The 16,300-nt window shown below is 60.5% G+C and carries 12 protein-coding genes; 5 read left to right on the top strand and 7 right to left on the bottom strand.

The window, feature by feature from the left end:
* Positions 1-14: 14 nt before the first annotated feature.
* From hisC to mtnA, 5 genes are all read right to left on the bottom strand, one after another.
* Entirely contained in the window at positions 15-1,127 is a 1,113-nt protein-coding gene (hisC, locus tag LCH64_RS05490) for a histidinol-phosphate transaminase (protein ID WP_003226905.1), read from the bottom strand.
* A gap of 12 nt (positions 1,128-1,139) precedes the next feature.
* A complete protein-coding gene (gene pheA, locus LCH64_RS05485) occupies positions 1,140-2,234 on the bottom strand; it encodes a prephenate dehydratase (protein ID WP_003226907.1) in 1,095 nt (364 codons plus the stop codon).
* On the bottom strand, positions 2,234-3,319 hold the full coding sequence (serC, locus tag LCH64_RS05480; RefSeq protein WP_103484384.1) for a 3-phosphoserine/phosphohydroxythreonine transaminase: 1,086 nt from the start codon (positions 3,317-3,319) through the stop codon (positions 2,234-2,236). Before serC ends, pheA begins: the two co-directional genes overlap by 1 nt.
* Positions 3,320-3,550: 231 nt before the next feature.
* Positions 3,551-6,205 carry a DNA gyrase subunit A gene (gene gyrA / locus LCH64_RS05475; protein WP_103484385.1) on the bottom strand — a complete coding sequence of 885 codons (2,655 nt, stop codon included), beginning with the start codon at positions 6,203-6,205 and terminating at the stop codon, positions 3,551-3,553.
* 425 nt (positions 6,206-6,630) lie between these two features.
* Positions 6,631-7,707: an S-methyl-5-thioribose-1-phosphate isomerase gene (gene mtnA / locus LCH64_RS05470; RefSeq protein ID WP_003226912.1), complete on the bottom strand. Its 1,077-nt coding sequence runs from the start codon at positions 7,705-7,707 to the stop codon at positions 6,631-6,633.
* 108 nt (positions 7,708-7,815) lie between these two features.
* Between mtnA and LCH64_RS05465 the strand changes: the two genes are divergently transcribed.
* The 5 genes from LCH64_RS05465 to LCH64_RS05445 all read left to right on the top strand — a co-directional run bounded on the left by LCH64_RS05465 (position 7,816) and on the right by LCH64_RS05445 (position 12,794).
* Entirely contained in the window at positions 7,816-9,150 is a 1,335-nt protein-coding gene (locus LCH64_RS05465; RefSeq protein ID WP_226499683.1) for a TRZ/ATZ family hydrolase, read from the top strand.
* Positions 9,151-9,208: 58 nt separating this feature from the next.
* Positions 9,209-9,907, top strand: a complete 699-nt coding sequence (ubiG, locus tag LCH64_RS05460; protein ID WP_003226919.1) for a bifunctional 2-polyprenyl-6-hydroxyphenol methylase/3-demethylubiquinol 3-O-methyltransferase UbiG — start codon at positions 9,209-9,211, stop codon at positions 9,905-9,907.
* A gap of 4 nt (positions 9,908-9,911) precedes the next feature.
* Positions 9,912-10,583, top strand: a complete 672-nt coding sequence (gene mupP / locus LCH64_RS05455) for an N-acetylmuramic acid 6-phosphate phosphatase MupP (protein ID WP_003226921.1) — start codon at positions 9,912-9,914, stop codon at positions 10,581-10,583.
* 181 nt (positions 10,584-10,764) lie between these two features.
* On the top strand, positions 10,765-11,505 hold the full coding sequence (locus tag LCH64_RS05450) for a YciK family oxidoreductase (RefSeq protein ID WP_226499682.1): 741 nt from the start codon (positions 10,765-10,767) through the stop codon (positions 11,503-11,505).
* A 362-nt stretch (positions 11,506-11,867) separates the two neighbouring features.
* Entirely contained in the window at positions 11,868-12,794 is a 927-nt protein-coding gene (locus LCH64_RS05445; RefSeq protein ID WP_226499681.1) for a GGDEF domain-containing protein, read from the top strand.
* A gap of 139 nt (positions 12,795-12,933) precedes the next feature.
* Here the strand turns inward: LCH64_RS05445 and LCH64_RS05440 are convergent, their stop codons facing one another.
* A complete protein-coding gene (locus LCH64_RS05440) occupies positions 12,934-13,728 on the bottom strand; it encodes an iron-containing redox enzyme family protein (protein WP_045122577.1) in 795 nt (264 codons plus the stop codon).
* Positions 13,729-13,774: 46 nt separating this feature from the next.
* Positions 13,775-16,234 (bottom strand): EAL domain-containing protein, encoded by a 2,460-nt coding sequence (locus LCH64_RS05435; protein ID WP_003226926.1) that lies wholly within the window; start codon positions 16,232-16,234, stop codon positions 13,775-13,777.
* Between the last annotated feature and the right edge of the window lie 66 nt (positions 16,235-16,300).

Genomic DNA, 16,300 nt, shown 5'->3' with positions numbered 1-16,300 from the left:
GCAGAGCAGTGACATCACCCACGAGCCAGAACCTTACGCAGCGCTTCGAGGAAGCGGCTGTTTTCCGCTGGCAGACCGATGGTCACCCGCAGGTGGTTCGGCATGCCGTAGTTGGCCACCGGACGCACGATTACGCCTTCACGCAGCAGGCCCTGGAAAATCGGCGCTGCCACCTGACCGAGGTCGACGCAAATAAAGTTACCTTTGGACTCGATCCAGCTCAGACCCAACTCACGGAAACCATCCTGCAGCTGCTGCATGCCGGATTCGTTGAGCTGACGGCTTTGCGCCAGATACTCCTCGTCCTTCAACGCCGCACAGGCCGCGGCCAGGGCCAGGCTGTTGACGTTGAACGGCTGGCGCACGCGGTTCAGCACGTCCGCCACCACCGCAGTGGACAGGCCATAACCTACGCGCAGCGCCGCCAGACCGTAGGCCTTGGAGAACGTGCGCGATACCAGCAGATTCGGGTACGCCGCGAGGAAGTCCAGACCGTCTGGCAGATCGCTGCCTTCGGCGTATTCGATGTACGCCTCGTCCAGCACCACCAGCACGTGCTCCGGCACGTCCTGCAGGAACTCGTCCAGCGCTTCGGCGCCGAACCAGGTGCCTGTCGGGTTGTTCGGGTTGGCGATGAACACCACACGAGTATTGGCGTCGATGGCCGCGAGCATCGCAGGCAGGTCATGCCCCCAATCCTTGGCCGGAACCACTTTGGCCTGCGCGCCGACCGCCTGAGTGGCAATCGGATACACCGCAAACGCATGCTCACTGAACACGGCGTTGAGGCCCGGCGCCAGATAGGCGCGCGCTACCAGCTCAAGAATGTCGTTGGAGCCGTTGCCCAGGGTCACCTGATTCAGCTCGACACGGCACTGCTCGGCCAGCAGCGATTTCAGCGCGAAGCCGTTGCCGTCCGGATAACGGGTCAGCTCGGCCAGCTCTTCGCGAATCGCTGCCAGCGCTTTCGGGCTGGCGCCCAACGGGTTTTCATTGCTCGCCAGTTTGACGATTTTCGCCGGATCCAGATCCAGCTCGCGCGCCAGTTCGTCCACAGGCTTGCCCGGAACGTACGGCGAAAGTTGTTGCACGCCCGGCTGTGCCAGAGCGAGGAAGTTGCCACTCATTTGCTACCGCCCTTAGAGAACTGCTTTCGGGTAGGAACCCAGCACTTTGAGTGCTACTGCTTCCTGACTGATCTTTTCCAGCACGCCCTTGATCAACGGATCACGGTGGTGGCCGACGAAGTCGATGAAGAACACGTAAGTCCATTTGCCGCTGCGCGACGGACGGGTTTCGATCCGGGTCAGGTCGATCCCGTTGTCATGGAACGGCACCAGCAGCTCGTGGAGCGCACCGGGCTTGTTGCTCATCGAGACGATGATCGAGGTCTTGTCGTCGCCGGTCGGCGGCACTTCCTGGTTACCGATCATCAGGAAGCGCGTCGAGTTGTCCGGACGGTCTTCGATCTTCTCGGCCAGACGGGTCAGGCCATACAGGCCTGCCGCCATGTCGCCGGCAATCGCCGCCGAGTTCCACTCACCCTTGACCCGCTTGGCCGCTTCGGCGTTGCTCGATACCGCCACGCGCTCGACATTCGGGTAATGCGCGTCCAGCCATTTGCGGCACTGGGCCAGCGATTGCGCATGGGAGTAGATGCGACTGATGCTGTCAGTCTTGGTGTTTTCACCGACCAGCAAATGATGGTGAATGCGCAGCTCGACTTCGCCGCAGATCACCATGTCGTGCTCAAGGAAGCTGTCGAGGGTGTGGTTGACCGCGCCTTCGGTGGAGTTTTCCACCGGCACCACGCCAAAGTTCACCGCCCCCGCCGCCACTTCACGGAACACTTCGTCGATCGCCGCCATCGGCTTGCTGATCACCGCGTGACCGAAGTGCTTCATGGCCGCCGCTTGGGTGAAGGTGCCTTCAGGGCCGAGGTAAGCCACTTTCAGCGGCTGCTCGAGCGCCAGGCACGAGGACATGATTTCGCGGAACAACCGCGCCATCTCTTCGTTACCCAGCGGCCCCTGATTGCGCTCCATCACGCGCTTGAGCACCTGAGCTTCACGCTCGGGACGATAGAACACCGGCACTTCGCCTTCGGCCAGCGAGGCCATCTTTACTCGCGCGACTTCCTGGGCGCAGCGGGCACGCTCGCTGATCAGCTCGAGGACCTTGCTGTCCAGAGCATCGATGCGAACGCGCAGTGCCTTGAGTTCTTGCTCGGACATCAGCCGTGTTCCTTCTCGAATTCAGCCATGTACGCCACCAGCGCATTGACGGCGGTGATGTCGACGGCGTTGTAGATGGAGGCGCGCATGCCGCCCACGGAGCGGTGGCCCTTGAGGTTGAGCAAGCCACGCGCGTCGGCACCGGCCAGGAATGGCTTGTCCAGACGATCATCAGCCAGACGGAATGGCACGTTCATCCACGAGCGATCCGACTTGTTGATCGGGTTGCTGTAGAGACCGCTGGCGTCGATGAAGTCGTACAGTGTGCGCTGCTTGACGTCATTGAGCTTGGCGATCGCTTCGACGCCGCCCTGCTCTTTCAGCCACTGGAACACCAGTCCGGACAGGTACCAGGCCAGGGTCGGCGGGGTGTTGTACATCGAGCCGTTATCGGCCGCGACCTTGTAGTTGAGCATGGTCGGGCACAGCGAACGCGCCTTGCCCAGCAGGTCTTCGCGGATGATATTGACGACGATGCCGCTCGGACCGATGTTCTTCTGCGCGCCGGCGTAGATCATGCCGAAACGCGAGATATCGACCGGACGCGAGAGAATGTCCGACGACATGTCGGCCACCAGCGGTACGTCGCCGGTTTCCGGGATCCACTGGAACTCCAGACCGCCGATGGTTTCGTTCGGCGCGTAGTGAACGTAAGCGGCGTCTTTCGACAGGCTCCACTCGTTCTGGCCCGGAATGGCGAAATAGTCGTAAGGCTTGGCGGTGGCGGCAACGTTGACGTGGCCGTAGCGCGAGGCTTCTTCGATGGCTTTCTGCGACCAGATACCGGTGTCGATATAGTCGGCGCTGCCGTTTTCCGGCAACAGATTCAGCGGGATCTGCGCAAACTGCTGGCTGGCGCCACCCTGCAGAAACAGCACTTTATAGTTCGACGGGATATTCAGCAGGTCACGCAGGTCCTGCTCGGCCTGGGTGGCAATGGACACGAACTCATCACTGCGATGGCTCATTTCCATGACCGACAGCCCCTTGCCGTGCCAATCAAGGAGTTCACCCTGGGCACGTTGCAGTACAGCTTCAGGAAGCGCCGCAGGACCGGCACAGAAGTTATAGGCTCGCTTGCTCACATCCAATCTCGCTCTGATTTGGTGGTATCACGCAATAAATCACAGTACCGATCAACACAGCCCTGTGGGAGCGAGCCTGCTCGCGAATGCATCACCGCGGTGCGTCAGAGGTACCGCAGCGTCTGTATTCGCGAGCAGGCTCGCTCCCACAGGGGATCTCCATGATGTCGATGTTTCATACCGGACAAATAACAAGGGGGCGAATTTTCATCCGCCCCCTCGCTTGTCCGCTTATTCCTGCGGCTCTTCGTCAGCTGCGGCGTCGAGTTGCTGGTCCTCGGCAACGTCGTCGATCACGACATCCCCCTCGAACACGGCACCCTCTTCACCTTCCAGCTCTTCGCCTTCGACTTCCGATGGCTCCTGAACCCGCTCCAGACCGACCAGGGTTTCATCCTTGGCCAGTTTGATCAGGGTCACGCCCTGGGTGTTACGACCCAGGCTCGACACTTCGTCGACACGGGTACGCACCAGAGTGCCCTGATCGGAGATCAGCATGATTTCTTCACCGTCGAGCACCTGTACCGCACCGACCAGACGGCCGTTACGCTCGTTGCTGACCATGGCGATCACGCCCTGGCCGCCACGCTTGTACTCAGGGAACTCGGTGATCGCGGTGCGCTTGCCATAACCACGCTCGGAAGCGGTGAGGATCTGGCTGCCTTCTTCCGGGATCAGCATCGAAATCAGCTTCTGCCCTTCAGGCAGACGCATGCCGCGCACACCGCGGGCGGTACGGCCCATGGCACGTACATCGGACTCTTTGAAGCGCGTCACTTTGCCGCCGTCGGAGAACAGCATCACTTCGCGCTCGCCATCGGTGATGGCCGCGGAGATCAGCACGTCGCCTTCGTCCAGTTCCAGCGCGATCAGACCGACGCTGCGCTGACGGCTGAAGGATTCCAGCGGGGTCTTCTTGACGGTGCCGTTGGCGGTCGCCATGAAGATGAAGTGACCTTCGGTGTATTCCTCGACCGGCAGCATGGTGGTGATGTATTCACCGTCATCCAGCGGCAGCAGGTTGACCAGCGGACGACCACGAGCGGCGCGGGACGCTTCCGGAATTTCGTAAGTCTTCAGCCAGTACACCTTGCCCTTGCTGGAGAACAGCAGCAGCGTGGTGTGGCTGTTGGCGACCAGCAGGTGAGCGATGTAGTCCTCATCCTTGACGCCGGTCGCCGACTTGCCTTTACCGCCACGACGCTGAGCCTGGTACGCAGCCAGCGGCTGGGTCTTGGCGTAGCCACCGTGGGAGATGGTCACGACGCGCTCCTCTTCCGGGATCATGTCGCCCAGGGTCAGATCGAGGCGCGCATCGAGAATCTCGGTGCGGCGCACGTCGCCGTATTCGGCGCGGATCACTTCCAGCTCTTCGCGGATCACTTCCATCAGGCGCACGGCGCTGTTGAGGATGCGGATCAGCTCGCCGATCTGGTTGAGGATCTCTTGATACTCGGCCAGCAGCTTCTCGTGTTCCAGACCGGTCAGACGGTGCAGACGCAGTTCCAGAATGGCTTGCGCCTGTTCTGGCGACAGGAAGTACTTGCCTTCGCGCAGACCGTATTGCGGGTCGAGGTTTTCCGGACGGCACGAATCGGCACCGGCACGCTCCACCATCGCCACCACCGCCGAGGACTCCCAAGGCGTGCTGACCAGCGCTTCCTTGGCTTCCGACGGAGTCGGCGATGCCTTGATCAGGGCGATCACCGGGTCGATGTTCGACAGGGCAACGGCCTGACCTTCAAGGATGTGACCACGCTCGCGGGCCTTGCGCAGCTCGAACACGGTACGACGGGTGACGACTTCGCGACGGTGACGGACGAAGGCTTCCAGCAGATCCTTGAGGTTCAGGATACGTGGACGACCGTCGATCAGCGCGACGATGTTGATACCGAATACCGATTGCAGCTGGGTCTGGGCGTAGAGGTTGTTGAGGATCACCTCAGGCACTTCGCCGCGACGCAGCTCGATCACGACGCGCATACCGTCCTTGTCGGACTCGTCGCGCAGTTCGGTGATGCCTTCGAGCTTCTTCTCTTTTACCAGCTCGGCGATCTTCTCGATCAGACGCGCCTTGTTCAGCTGGTAAGGGAGTTCGGTAATGACGATCTGCTGACGGCCACCGACCTTGTCGATGTCTTCGATGATCGAGCGGGCACGCATGTAAATGCGGCCGCGACCGGTGCGATAGGCTTCGATGATGCCGGCGCGACCGTTGATGATCGCAGCAGTCGGGAAGTCCGGACCGGGGATGTACTGCATCAGTTCATCGACGGTCAGTTCAGGGTTGTCGATGAGGGCCAGGCAACCGTCGATGACTTCACCGAGGTTGTGCGGCGGAATGTTGGTCGCCATGCCCACGGCGATACCGCTGGAACCGTTGACCAGCAGGTTGGGGATACGCGTCGGCATCACCGCCGGGATCATTTCGGTGCCGTCGTAGTTCGGCACCCAGTCCACGGTTTCCTTGTGCAGGTCGGCCAGCAGCTCGTGCGCCAGCTTGGTCATGCGCACTTCGGTGTATCGCATGGCGGCGGCGTTGTCGCCGTCGACCGAACCGAAGTTGCCCTGACCGTCAACCAGCAGGTAGCGCAGGGAGAAAGGCTGAGCCATGCGGACGATGGTGTCGTACACCGCGGTATCACCGTGCGGGTGATACTTACCGATTACGTCACCGACAACACGGGCAGATTTCTTGTACGGCTTGTTGAAGTCGTTGCCCAGCTCGCTCATCGCGAACAGTACGCGACGGTGCACGGGCTTGAGGCCATCGCGCGCATCCGGCAGTGCACGGCCGACGATTACGCTCATCGCGTAGTCGAGATAGGACTGTTTCAGCTCGTCTTCGATATTGACCGGGAGGATTTCTTTGGCCAGTTCGCCCATGAGAAGCCTGATTCCTTTTTCTGGTGAAACTTCGTCATATCCATATGGGATGTACGAAGCTCGTCGGGGCAGGCTGAGTGCCATGCGCCGACTTACGACAAATCAACAATTCGGACCGTGGATTTGCGCAGTAAAGACAGCTCCGTGAAGCTGCCTCGGAAAACGCCGGATGTTATCACAAGAGCCGCCACGCACCTATCCCCCAGATGCGCATGGAGCATAGTTAGTTGACCGATGACAGGCGTAAAGGGGACGAGAGAGGCTCAGAGCTTCTTTGAATGCAGATTTGGGGCATGGTTTGTGGATGTTTATTGACTTTTATGGCCCCTTCGCGAGCGGGCTCGCTCCCACATTGTTCTGTGGTGGTCACAAAATCTGTGGGAGCGAGCCTGCTCGCGAAGAGGACGACGCAGACATCAAGCCCATCAATGCAGGCGCTTGCGGCACATCAACTGGGCCATCTTCGCCGTATCCGGTCGCTCGACGATGCCCTTCTCGGTAACGATCGCATCGATCAGATCCGCCGGCGTCACATCGAACACCGGGTTGAACGCCTCGACGTCCGCCCCCACGCGCTTGCCACCGACTTCCAGCAGCTCGGCGCCGTCACGCTCCTCGATCGGGATGTCGTCGCCACTGGCCAGATGCATGTCGATGGTCGAACTCGGCGCCACCACCATGAAACGCACGCCGTGGTGCATGGCGTTGACCGCCAGTTGATAGGTGCCGATCTTGTTCGCCACGTCGCCATTGGCGGTGATGCGGTCAGCGCCGACGATCACCCAGGTCACGCCCTTGGTTTTCATGATGTGCGCAGCAGCCGAGTCGGCGTTGAGCGTTACCGGGATGCCTTCGTTCGCCAACTCCCACGCGGTCAGGCGCGAGCCCTGCAGCCATGGCCGGGTTTCATCGGCATAAACCCGCTCGACCATGCCTTCCAGGTACGCCGCACGAATCACCCCCAGCGCGGTACCGAAACCGCCAGTGGCCAGGGCGCCGGTATTGCAGTGGGTGAGAATCGCCTGGGCATTGCCCTGATGTTTGCGGATCAGGTCGACACCGAGCTGAGCCATGGTCAGGTTGGCTTCGCGATCACTTTCATGAATGGCGATGGCCTCGGCTTCCAGCGCCGCCAGCGGATCGGCATTGTCCTTCAGGCGATCCAGTCGATCGTGCATGCGATTGAGCGCCCAGAACAGATTGACCGCCGTCGGGCGGGAATCGGCCAGCAGCGCGAAATCCTCCTCCAGCGCCGCGTACCAGTCACCGCCCTCGGCCACCCGGGCACGGGCTGCCAGCACAATGCCATAAGCCGCACTGATGCCGATGGCCGGCGCGCCACGCACCACCATCGAGCGAATGGCCTCAGCCACGCCGGCGGCGCTGGTGTAGGCAATCCAGGTTTCCTCGAACGGCAAAATACGCTGATCCAGCAGGTAAAGCGCGCCGTCACGCCAATCGATGGCCTTTACTTTCTCCGCAGCCAACAGTCGATCGCGCATCCCTCACCCCGCACTCATGAACAAAAGCCGCCGATTATAGCGATCCCCCCGCGAAGACGCTCGGGTATACTTCGCCATCCTTTACAAAAGCACTGGAACCGACCCTCGATGCCGAAACCTGCCATTGCGCTCGACTTATTATTGCTGCCGACCTGGCTGGTACCCGTCGAACCCGCAGGCGTTGTGCTCAAGGAGCATGGCCTGGGCATCCGCGACGGTCGCATCGTGTTTATCGGCCCGCGCGCCGAAGCATTGAAGTGTAACGCCACGGAAATCCGCGAGTTGCCGGACGTGCTGCTCAGCCCGGGCCTGATCAACGCCCACGGCCACGCGGCGATGACATTGTTCCGTGGCCTGGCCGACGATCTGCCGCTGATGACCTGGCTGGAAAATCACATCTGGCCGGCCGAAGCCAAATGGGTCGATGAAGATTTCGTCCGTGATGGCACCGATCTGGCGATTGCCGAGCAGATCAAGGGTGGCATCACCTGCTTTTCCGACATGTATTTCTTCCCCAAAGTCGCCAGCGAGCGCGTGCACAACAGCGGCATTCGCGCGCAGATCGCGATTCCGATCCTCGATTTCCCGATCCCCGGCGCCGCCAGTGCCGACGAGGCCATTCGTCAGGGCGTCGAGCTGTTCGGCGATCTGAAGCATCACGAACGGATCAAGATCACCTTCGGCCCACATGCACCCTACACCGTGGGCGACGAGAACCTGGAAAAAATCCGTGTGATCGCCGAAGAGCTGGACGCGTCGATCCACATGCACGTCCACGAAACTGCCTTCGAAGTCCAGCAATCGCTGGAGCATCGCGGCGAGCGCCCCTTGGCCCGTCTCGGTCGTCTCGGCCTGCTCGGCCCGCGCTTCCAGGCCGTGCACATGACTCAGATCAGCGATGACGATCTGGCATTGCTGGTAGAAAGCAACACCAGCGTGATCCACTGCCCGGAATCGAACCTGAAGCTGGCCAGCGGTTTCTGCCCGGTCGAGCGTCTGTGGCAGGCTGGCGTGAACGTCGCCGTCGGCACCGATGGCGCCGCCAGCAACAACGACCTCGACCTGCTCGGCGAAACCCGCACCGCCGCGCTGCTGGCCAAAGCCGTCGCTGGCTCGGCCACCGCGCTGGACGCCCATCGCGCGCTGCGCATGGCCACGCTCAACGGCGCCCGTGCCCTGGGCATCGAGGCGCAGGTCGGCTCACTGGAGATCGGCAAGGCTGCGGACATCGTCGCGTTCGACCTGTCCGGTCTGGCCCAGCAGCCGGTCTATGACCCGGTATCGCAGCTTATTTATGCCACCGGCCGCGACTGCGTGAAACACCTGTGGGTCGCCGGCAAACAGTTACTCGACGACCGGCGCCTGACCCGCCTGGACGAACAACAGCTGGGCGCCACTGCCCGGGCCTGGGGCCAGCGCATCAGCGGCCACACCGAATCGTAAACACCGCGGAGCAGACTCTGCGGCTACAGCCCTTTTCAAGTTTTTCGAGGAATAGATCATGAGCAACGTCGACCACGCCGAAATCGCCAAATTCGAAGCCCTGGCCCATCGCTGGTGGGATCGTGAGAGCGAATTCAAACCGCTGCACGACATCAACCCGTTGCGGGTCAACTGGATTGACGAGCGGGTCAACCTGGCCGGCAAGAAAGTCCTCGACGTCGGTTGCGGCGGCGGCATTCTCAGCGAAGCCATGGCCCAGCGCGGCGCCACGGTCATGGGCATCGACATGGGCGAAGCGCCACTGGCGGTCGCGCAACTGCATCAGCTGGAATCTGGCGTCAGCGTCGAATACCGGCAGATCACCGCCGAAGCCCTGGCCGAGGAAATGCCTGAGCAGTTCGACGTGGTCACTTGCCTGGAAATGCTCGAGCACGTACCGGATCCGTCGTCGGTGATCCGTGCCTGCTACCGCATGGTCAAGCCCGGCGGCCAGGTGTTCTTCTCGACCATCAACCGCAACCCGAAGGCGTACCTGTTCGCCATCATCGGCGCCGAATACATCATGAAGCTGCTGCCGCGCGGCACCCACGACTTCAAGAAATTCATTCGTCCGTCCGAGCTGGGCGCCTGGAGCCGCGTTGCCGGCCTGACCGTCAAAGACATCATCGGCCTGACCTACAACCCGCTGACCAAACACTACAAGCTGGCCAGCGACGTTGACGTCAACTACATGATCCAGACCCTGCGCGAGGAGTAAGCCGATGGCCATCAGAGCAGTCCTTTTCGACATGGACGGCACCCTGCTCGACACCGCGCCGGACTTCATCGCCATCTGTCAGGCGATGCGCGCGGATCGCGGCTTGCCGCCGATGAACGACAAGCACATCCGCGACGAGATCTCCGGCGGCGCCAAAGCCATGGTCGCGGTGACGTTCTCGATGGACCCGGAATCGCCGGGCTTCGAAGAACTGCGCCAGGAATTCCTCGAACGCTACCTGGCCGGTTGCGCCGTACACAGCAAGCTGTTCGACGGCATGGGCGAGCTGCTGGCCGACATCGAGCGGGCCAACCTGATCTGGGGCGTGGTCACTAACAAACCGGTACGGTTTGCCGAGCCGATCATGCAGCAACTGGGGCTGGCCGAGCGCTCGGCGCTGCTGATCTGCCCGGATCACGTGAAGAACAGCAAGCCGGATCCGGAGCCGCTGATCCTCGCGTGTAAGATGCTTGATCTGGATCCATCGACGGTTTTGTTTGTGGGCGATGATCTGCGCGATATCGAATCGGGCCGCGATGCCGGCACCAAGACCTGCGCCGTGACCTACGGCTATATCCACCCGGACGACAACCCGCGGCACTGGGGCGCGGACGTGGTGGTGGATCATCCGCTGGAATTGCGCAAGGTGCTCGACAGCGCGCTGTGCAGCTGCTGACCTGACACACCCCTGTGGCGAGGGAGCTTGCTCCCGCTGGGCCGCGTAGCGGCCCCTTTTTTACCTGAGTCCGCATTTTCTCAGGCACACCGTACTGGCTGGCGCTACGACTGCTTCGCAGCCGAGCGGGAGCAAGCTCCCTCGCCACAGAGTTCAGCATTCGCCTTATGGAGAGGTTTTTATGTTTGATTACACCGCCCGTCCCGAATTGCTCAAGGATCGGGTCATTCTGGTCACCGGTGCCGGTCGTGGCATCGGTGCGGCTGCCGCCAAAACCTACGCCGCCCATGGCGCCACCGTGCTGCTGCTGGGCAAGACCGAGGCCAACCTGACTCAGGTCTACGACGAGATCGAAGCAGCGGGCCATCCGCAACCAGCGGTGATCCCGTTCAACCTCGAGACCGCCCTGCCCCATCAGTACGATGAACTGGCGGCGATGATTGAAACCGAGTTCGGCCACCTCGACGGCCTGCTGCACAATGCCTCGATCATTGGTCCACGCACGCCGATCGAACAGCTGTCGGGCGAAAACTTCATGCGCGTCATGCAGGTCAACGTCAACGCCATGTTCATGCTGACCAGCACTCTGCTGCCGCTGCTCAAGCTGTCGCAGGATGCCTCGGTGGTGTTCACTTCCAGCAGCGTCGGGCGCAAGGGTCGCGCTTACTGGGGCGCCTACGGTGTTTCGAAGTTCGCCACCGAAGGCCTGATGCAGACGCTGGCCGACGAAGTCGACGGCGTGGCACCGGTACGCGCCAACAGCATCAACCCGGGCGGCACTCGTACGAGCATGCGCGCTCAAGCCTACCCAGGGGAAAATCCGCTGAACAATCCGACTCCGGAAGAGATCATGCCGGTGTATCTGTACCTGATGGGCCCGGAAAGCACGGGCATCAACGGCCAGGCGTTCAACGCGCAATAACTGCCATACGTCGCTTTTGTTGCCGTGGCGGATTCCCGTCGCGGCATACATTTGCCGCCTGCCAGCGTCACATTCCAGTCAAATATCCGCCACCCACCCCCAAATAAAAACGCCATCCTGTTGATTCATAACGGTTTTAATTTAGATGAACCGAATGGCACGACTTTCGCTCTAATTTTCCTCAAAGCATGCCGTGTGAAGGCACTGGGGCAAGGCCGATTTCGATAGCTGACTAATCGTCATCAGGCAGACTAAACTTACGCCAAATGTCCTACGGGACTGATGGATCAGTATGACGCGCAGCCCATAGCCGCTCTCACCCAGCCTGTAAGACAGACTTACTGCTTAGGGGCTCACGCCATATGAAATCACCTTCCCAGACCAATGCAATTGACTTTGACAGTGCCAAATTGCAACGCCTGGGCTTTGGTCAGCTGCCTCCGCTTCTGGATCGCCCGGCCAGTCTGGCGCAATTGCGTCAGCAAATGAGCCTGCAACTGCAAACCAGTCTTGAGCCGCAACGAATACTCGGTCTGTTTTTTCGCGAAGTTCAGCGCCTTGTGCCGCTGGATGCCTTGATGTATGTGCATTCGGCCAGCGATCTGCGCCTGGAATTCGGTGCGCGCGGTCACCACTCGGTCAGCTACAGCCTCAGCCACGAAGGTGAGCACTTGGGCGAACTGGTGTTTCGCCGCAACCAGCGTTTCAGCGAGCAGGACCAGGGCAACCTCGAGTCCCTGCTGTCGTCGCTGTTGTTCCCGATGCGCAACGCCCTGCTCTATCGCGCCGCGACGCAAAGTGCGCTGCGCGACCCGTTGACCGGAACCGGCAACCGCATTGCCATGGAGCAGACCCTGCAACGCGAGATCGACATGTCACGTCGACACCTGCAACCGTTGTCGGTGCTGATGCTCGACATCGACCACTTCAAACGGGTCAACGACAGCCACGGGCACAGCGCCGGGGATGACGTGCTCAAAGCGGTGGCGGCGTCGATCAAGGGTCAGTTGCGTAACGTCGACATGGTGTTTCGCTATGGCGGGGAAGAGTTCGTGATCCTGCTGTCCAACACCGGCCGGGACGCGGCGGCCATGGTGGGCGAACGTCTGCGCCATGCCGCACAGGCTGCGGAATACTTCGCGGACGGCCAGTTGATCGACCTGACCGTGAGCCTTGGCTGCTCGACGCTGCTGCCCGGGGAATCGGCCGACAGCCTGCTGCGCCGGGCCGACAGTGCGCTGTATGTGGCCAAGCGCGAGGGGCGTAACCGCCTGGCGATGGCTGGCTGAGTTCTTCCAGACACCCAAAAACCACTGTGGGAGCGGGCTTGCTCGCGAAAGCGCTGTGCCAGTCAAACAATTGCTGACTGACACAACGCTTTCGCGAGCAAGCCCGCTCCCACATTTTTGCTTTGGGTAAGACCTTGGATCAGCTCTCTACGAGTGCCCGACGCTCACGTCCATGCAACGCCCGCTCGGCGGTTTCCAGTTGCATGCAGCGCTCAAGGAACAGGTACATGTAGTCGTAACTCTTGCACACCGCCTGACGCAGTTCGGTCTGCAGCGCCTTGCTCGGGTTCATGCCTGCCAGCGTGCAGATGATTTCCAGCGCTTCCCATGGGTGGGCGTCGTCGTACTGGGCATGCATCTTCAGCCACTTCATCGCACGCTTGCGGTCTTCTTCCGGGAACGCCGCGGCGTACACCCCGGTAGAGCAGACCAGCGCCGACCACTCCCCGGTCGCCCCCTCGATGGCGTAGTTGGTGGCGGCGATAGCGACGATCAGCGAATCGGCCGAGCTCGTATGCCAGCACCAGTGACTCAGGGCATGCAGTTCCGGCGGGACTTGCTGGGCCTGCAGATCCTCCAGGCTGACGCCATGCGCGCGACTCCAGTTCAGCCAGTAGTCGGCATGATTGAGTTCGACGCGGATGTTGCGCATCAGCCAGCGGCGCGCCATATCCTCCCCAGGATGACGGGCAAACTTGGTCTTGGTCAGGTTCTGTGCCATATACAACGCAAACTGTTCAACGACTGGCCAGCCCCCGATCAGGTACTGGCGCATGGTTTTCGCACTGAGCTTGTTATCGCGCATGCGCATGTACAGTTCATGTTCGACAACCCGGCGCTTGCTCTCGCTGCAATCCGTAATGAGCTGTTGTGCCCAGGCAGGATAACTTGCAGCTTCCATGAGTGGTCCGGTTCGGTTGAATGTGTCGATCACTGTTCGGCTCCTTTTGATTTGTGATTGTAAGGATCGGCAAGAGATTTCAACGGAACGTGCCAGGCGCCTTGAACAACAACGGCTGCGGTCTGGCGGGCCGACTTTGCAAACTGTCGCAGGTAAACAACTGCGGGCGTTCGATGACATAACCCTGAGCGTAATCCACCCCGATTTCAAGCAATGCCTGCTCGATCTGGGTTGTCTCGACAAACTCGGCAATTGTCTGCTTACCCATGACATGCCCGATGTGATTGATCACTTCGACCATAGCGCGGTTAATCGGGTCGTCCAGCATATCCTTTACGAAACTCCCGTCGATCTTCAGGAAGTCTACAGGCAAATGTTTCAAATAAGCGAATGAAGACATTCCGGCACAAAAGTCATCAAGGGAGAAGTAACAACCTAAGCCTTTGAGTTCATTAATAAATCGAATTGCACTCCCAAGATTTGCAATTGCACTGGTTTCAGTAATTTCAAAACAAATCATTTCAGGTGGTATGGCGTAAACAACAAACTGTTCACGCAGGAAGTGCAAGAACGCGTCATCTCCGATAGTAATGCCTGAAAGATTAATCGCACACATTGCCAACGGACCTTCATGTTGTTCGGCAATACATTGGGCAATGACTTTAAAAACATTCTCGACGACCCAACGGTCCAGTTGACTCATCAGGCCATATCGTTCGGCCGCCGGGATGAAACTGTCCGGCAGGATCATCCGCCCGGCCTCGTCATGCAGACGCAAGAGTATTTCGATGTGCCCGCCGCCCTCCGCCGTGGAACCCAGCGGAGCGATTTCCTGGGCATAAAGGCAGAAGCGGTTTTCTTCCAGTGCCATGTGCAGGCGCTGCACCCAGGCCATTTCGCCGAAACGCAGGGACAGTTCGGAATCATCGGCGTGATAGACCTGCACCCGGTTGCGGCCCTTTTCCTTGGCCATGTAGCAAGCCATGTCGGCCGCGCGCAATGACGCTTCGAGGGTGGTCGGGGTCTGGGCGATGTGCACCAGGCCGAGACTCACGGTGGTCAGAAACGGCCGCCCCTTCCATACGAAGTGCAGGTTCTGCACGGTCTGGCGCAGGCTCTCGGCGATTTTCTCGGCGGCTTCCGGGGCGCAGTTCTCCAGCAGAATACCGAACTCGTCACCGCCCAGCCGCGCCAGGGTGTCGCTCTCGCGCAAGCCCGATTGCAACAGTGTGCAGATATGCCGCAGCAACTCATCGCCGGCGGCGTGACCACAGGTGTCGTTGACCAGTTTGAACTGGTCCAGATCAAGGAACATCAGCGCGTGCCGACCGGGCTGGCGCGTCAGGTTGTGCAAAGCCTGCTCCAGGCGATACTCGAATTCGCGGCGGTTGGCCAGACCGGTCAGGGCATCGTGGGTCGCCTGCCACGACAGGTTGGCGATGTACTGCCGTTCCTGAGTCATGTCATGCAGCACCAGCACCGTGCCACTGACTTTCTCGGCATTGCGGATCGGCGCGCCCACCAGCGTCACAGAAACCGTACTGCCGTCCAGGCGCTGGATCAGCTTGGAGTGCTCGCTGCCGCCGACCAGTTGGCCGCTGAGAATATGCTCGATCAGCGTCAGCCCTTCGGCCTGCGCGTTGTCGTCCAGGAGATTGAACAACGCGGCCAGAGGCAGGCCCGCTGCGTGCTCGGACTTCCAGTGCGTCATGGCTTCGGCCGCAGGGTTCATGTAATCGATCGCGCCGTTGACATCGGTGGTGATCACCCCGTCGCCAATCGATTGCAGAGTGATGTGCGCCCGATCCTTCTCCAGCTGCAGCGCCTGGGCAAAGGCATGGCGCTGCTTGAGCAGTTTGTGGGTGCGCAACAATGCCAGCACGATCAATCCCAGCGCTGTGGCCAGGTTGGTGAACAACAGCAGGCGCAGGATCATCCGCGAGCCTTCGCCCAAGGCATCGCTGAACGCTCTGGCCGCCGGTGTCACACCGTCATTGATGGCGAAAATCCGCGCCTTCCAGCGCTGAATGTCAGCCGGCGTCGCAGCGTTGTCGCTGATGCGCTGATGCATCTCGCGAGCGACATTGTCCAGCTCGACCAGATAGGCATCGCCAATCGTCCAACGGTCGATCGCGGTTTCCAGATAACTGAAATGACGGAAATTGAGGTACAGCCAGATCAGGCTCGAGACGTCGTCGGGGTGGTTGCCGCCCTTGAGAATCCCTTCGCGCGCTGCCTGCAGATCCGGCGGTTGACGATCCAGCGCCAGGCGCAACTGATGACCGCCCTGCGGCACGGCAATCGCTTCCTTGTACTTGAGGAAGATCGCCTCGTCACGGCTGTCGGCGTAGAGGTTCAGATAATAGATGGCGTCCTTCTGGCCCTTGGACCAAAGACTTTCACCGGCGACATAGCCGCGAACGGCCGACAGGACGTAAAGACTCACGCCCCCCAATAAAGCCTGAAATAACACGACGGCAATAAATGGCCAGACGATGCCCAACAACCGTGGCGTTCCGAGAGTCCTTTTTTGCTTCATGAGGTCCTTTGCACATGCACTGCCATCATCAAGAGGAGACCGCTAGAGCCAGACTAGGGGGCGATC

Origin of the sequence: Pseudomonas sp. MWU16-30322 (assembly GCF_020515535.1) — a bacterium.
GTDB lineage: Bacteria > Pseudomonadota > Gammaproteobacteria > Pseudomonadales > Pseudomonadaceae > Aquipseudomonas > Aquipseudomonas fluorescens_H.
This window is presented reverse-complemented; position numbering and strand designations above follow the sequence as displayed.

What these genes read in the sequence shown, in the direction of transcription:
- ubiG (WP_003226919.1), top strand. Translation starts at nt 9,209, where the DNA reads ATGAGCAACGTCGACCACGCCGAAATCGCCAAATTCGAAGCCCTGGCC.
- gyrA (WP_103484385.1), bottom strand. Translation starts at nt 6,205, where the DNA reads ATGGGCGAACTGGCCAAAGAAATCCTCCCGGTCAATATCGAAGACGAG.
- mtnA (WP_003226912.1), bottom strand. Translation starts at nt 7,707, where the DNA reads ATGCGCGATCGACTGTTGGCTGCGGAGAAAGTAAAGGCCATCGATTGG.
- pheA (WP_003226907.1), bottom strand. Translation starts at nt 2,234, where the DNA reads ATGTCCGAGCAAGAACTCAAGGCACTGCGCGTTCGCATCGATGCTCTG.
- LCH64_RS05465 (WP_226499683.1), top strand. Translation starts at nt 7,816, where the DNA reads ATGCCGAAACCTGCCATTGCGCTCGACTTATTATTGCTGCCGACCTGG.
- mupP (WP_003226921.1), top strand. Translation starts at nt 9,912, where the DNA reads ATGGCCATCAGAGCAGTCCTTTTCGACATGGACGGCACCCTGCTCGAC.
- LCH64_RS05435 (WP_003226926.1), bottom strand. Translation starts at nt 16,234, where the DNA reads ATGAAGCAAAAAAGGACTCTCGGAACGCCACGGTTGTTGGGCATCGTC.
- hisC (WP_003226905.1), bottom strand. Translation starts at nt 1,127, where the DNA reads ATGAGTGGCAACTTCCTCGCTCTGGCACAGCCGGGCGTGCAACAACTT.
- LCH64_RS05445 (WP_226499681.1), top strand. Translation starts at nt 11,868, where the DNA reads ATGAAATCACCTTCCCAGACCAATGCAATTGACTTTGACAGTGCCAAA.
- LCH64_RS05450 (WP_226499682.1), top strand. Translation starts at nt 10,765, where the DNA reads ATGTTTGATTACACCGCCCGTCCCGAATTGCTCAAGGATCGGGTCATT.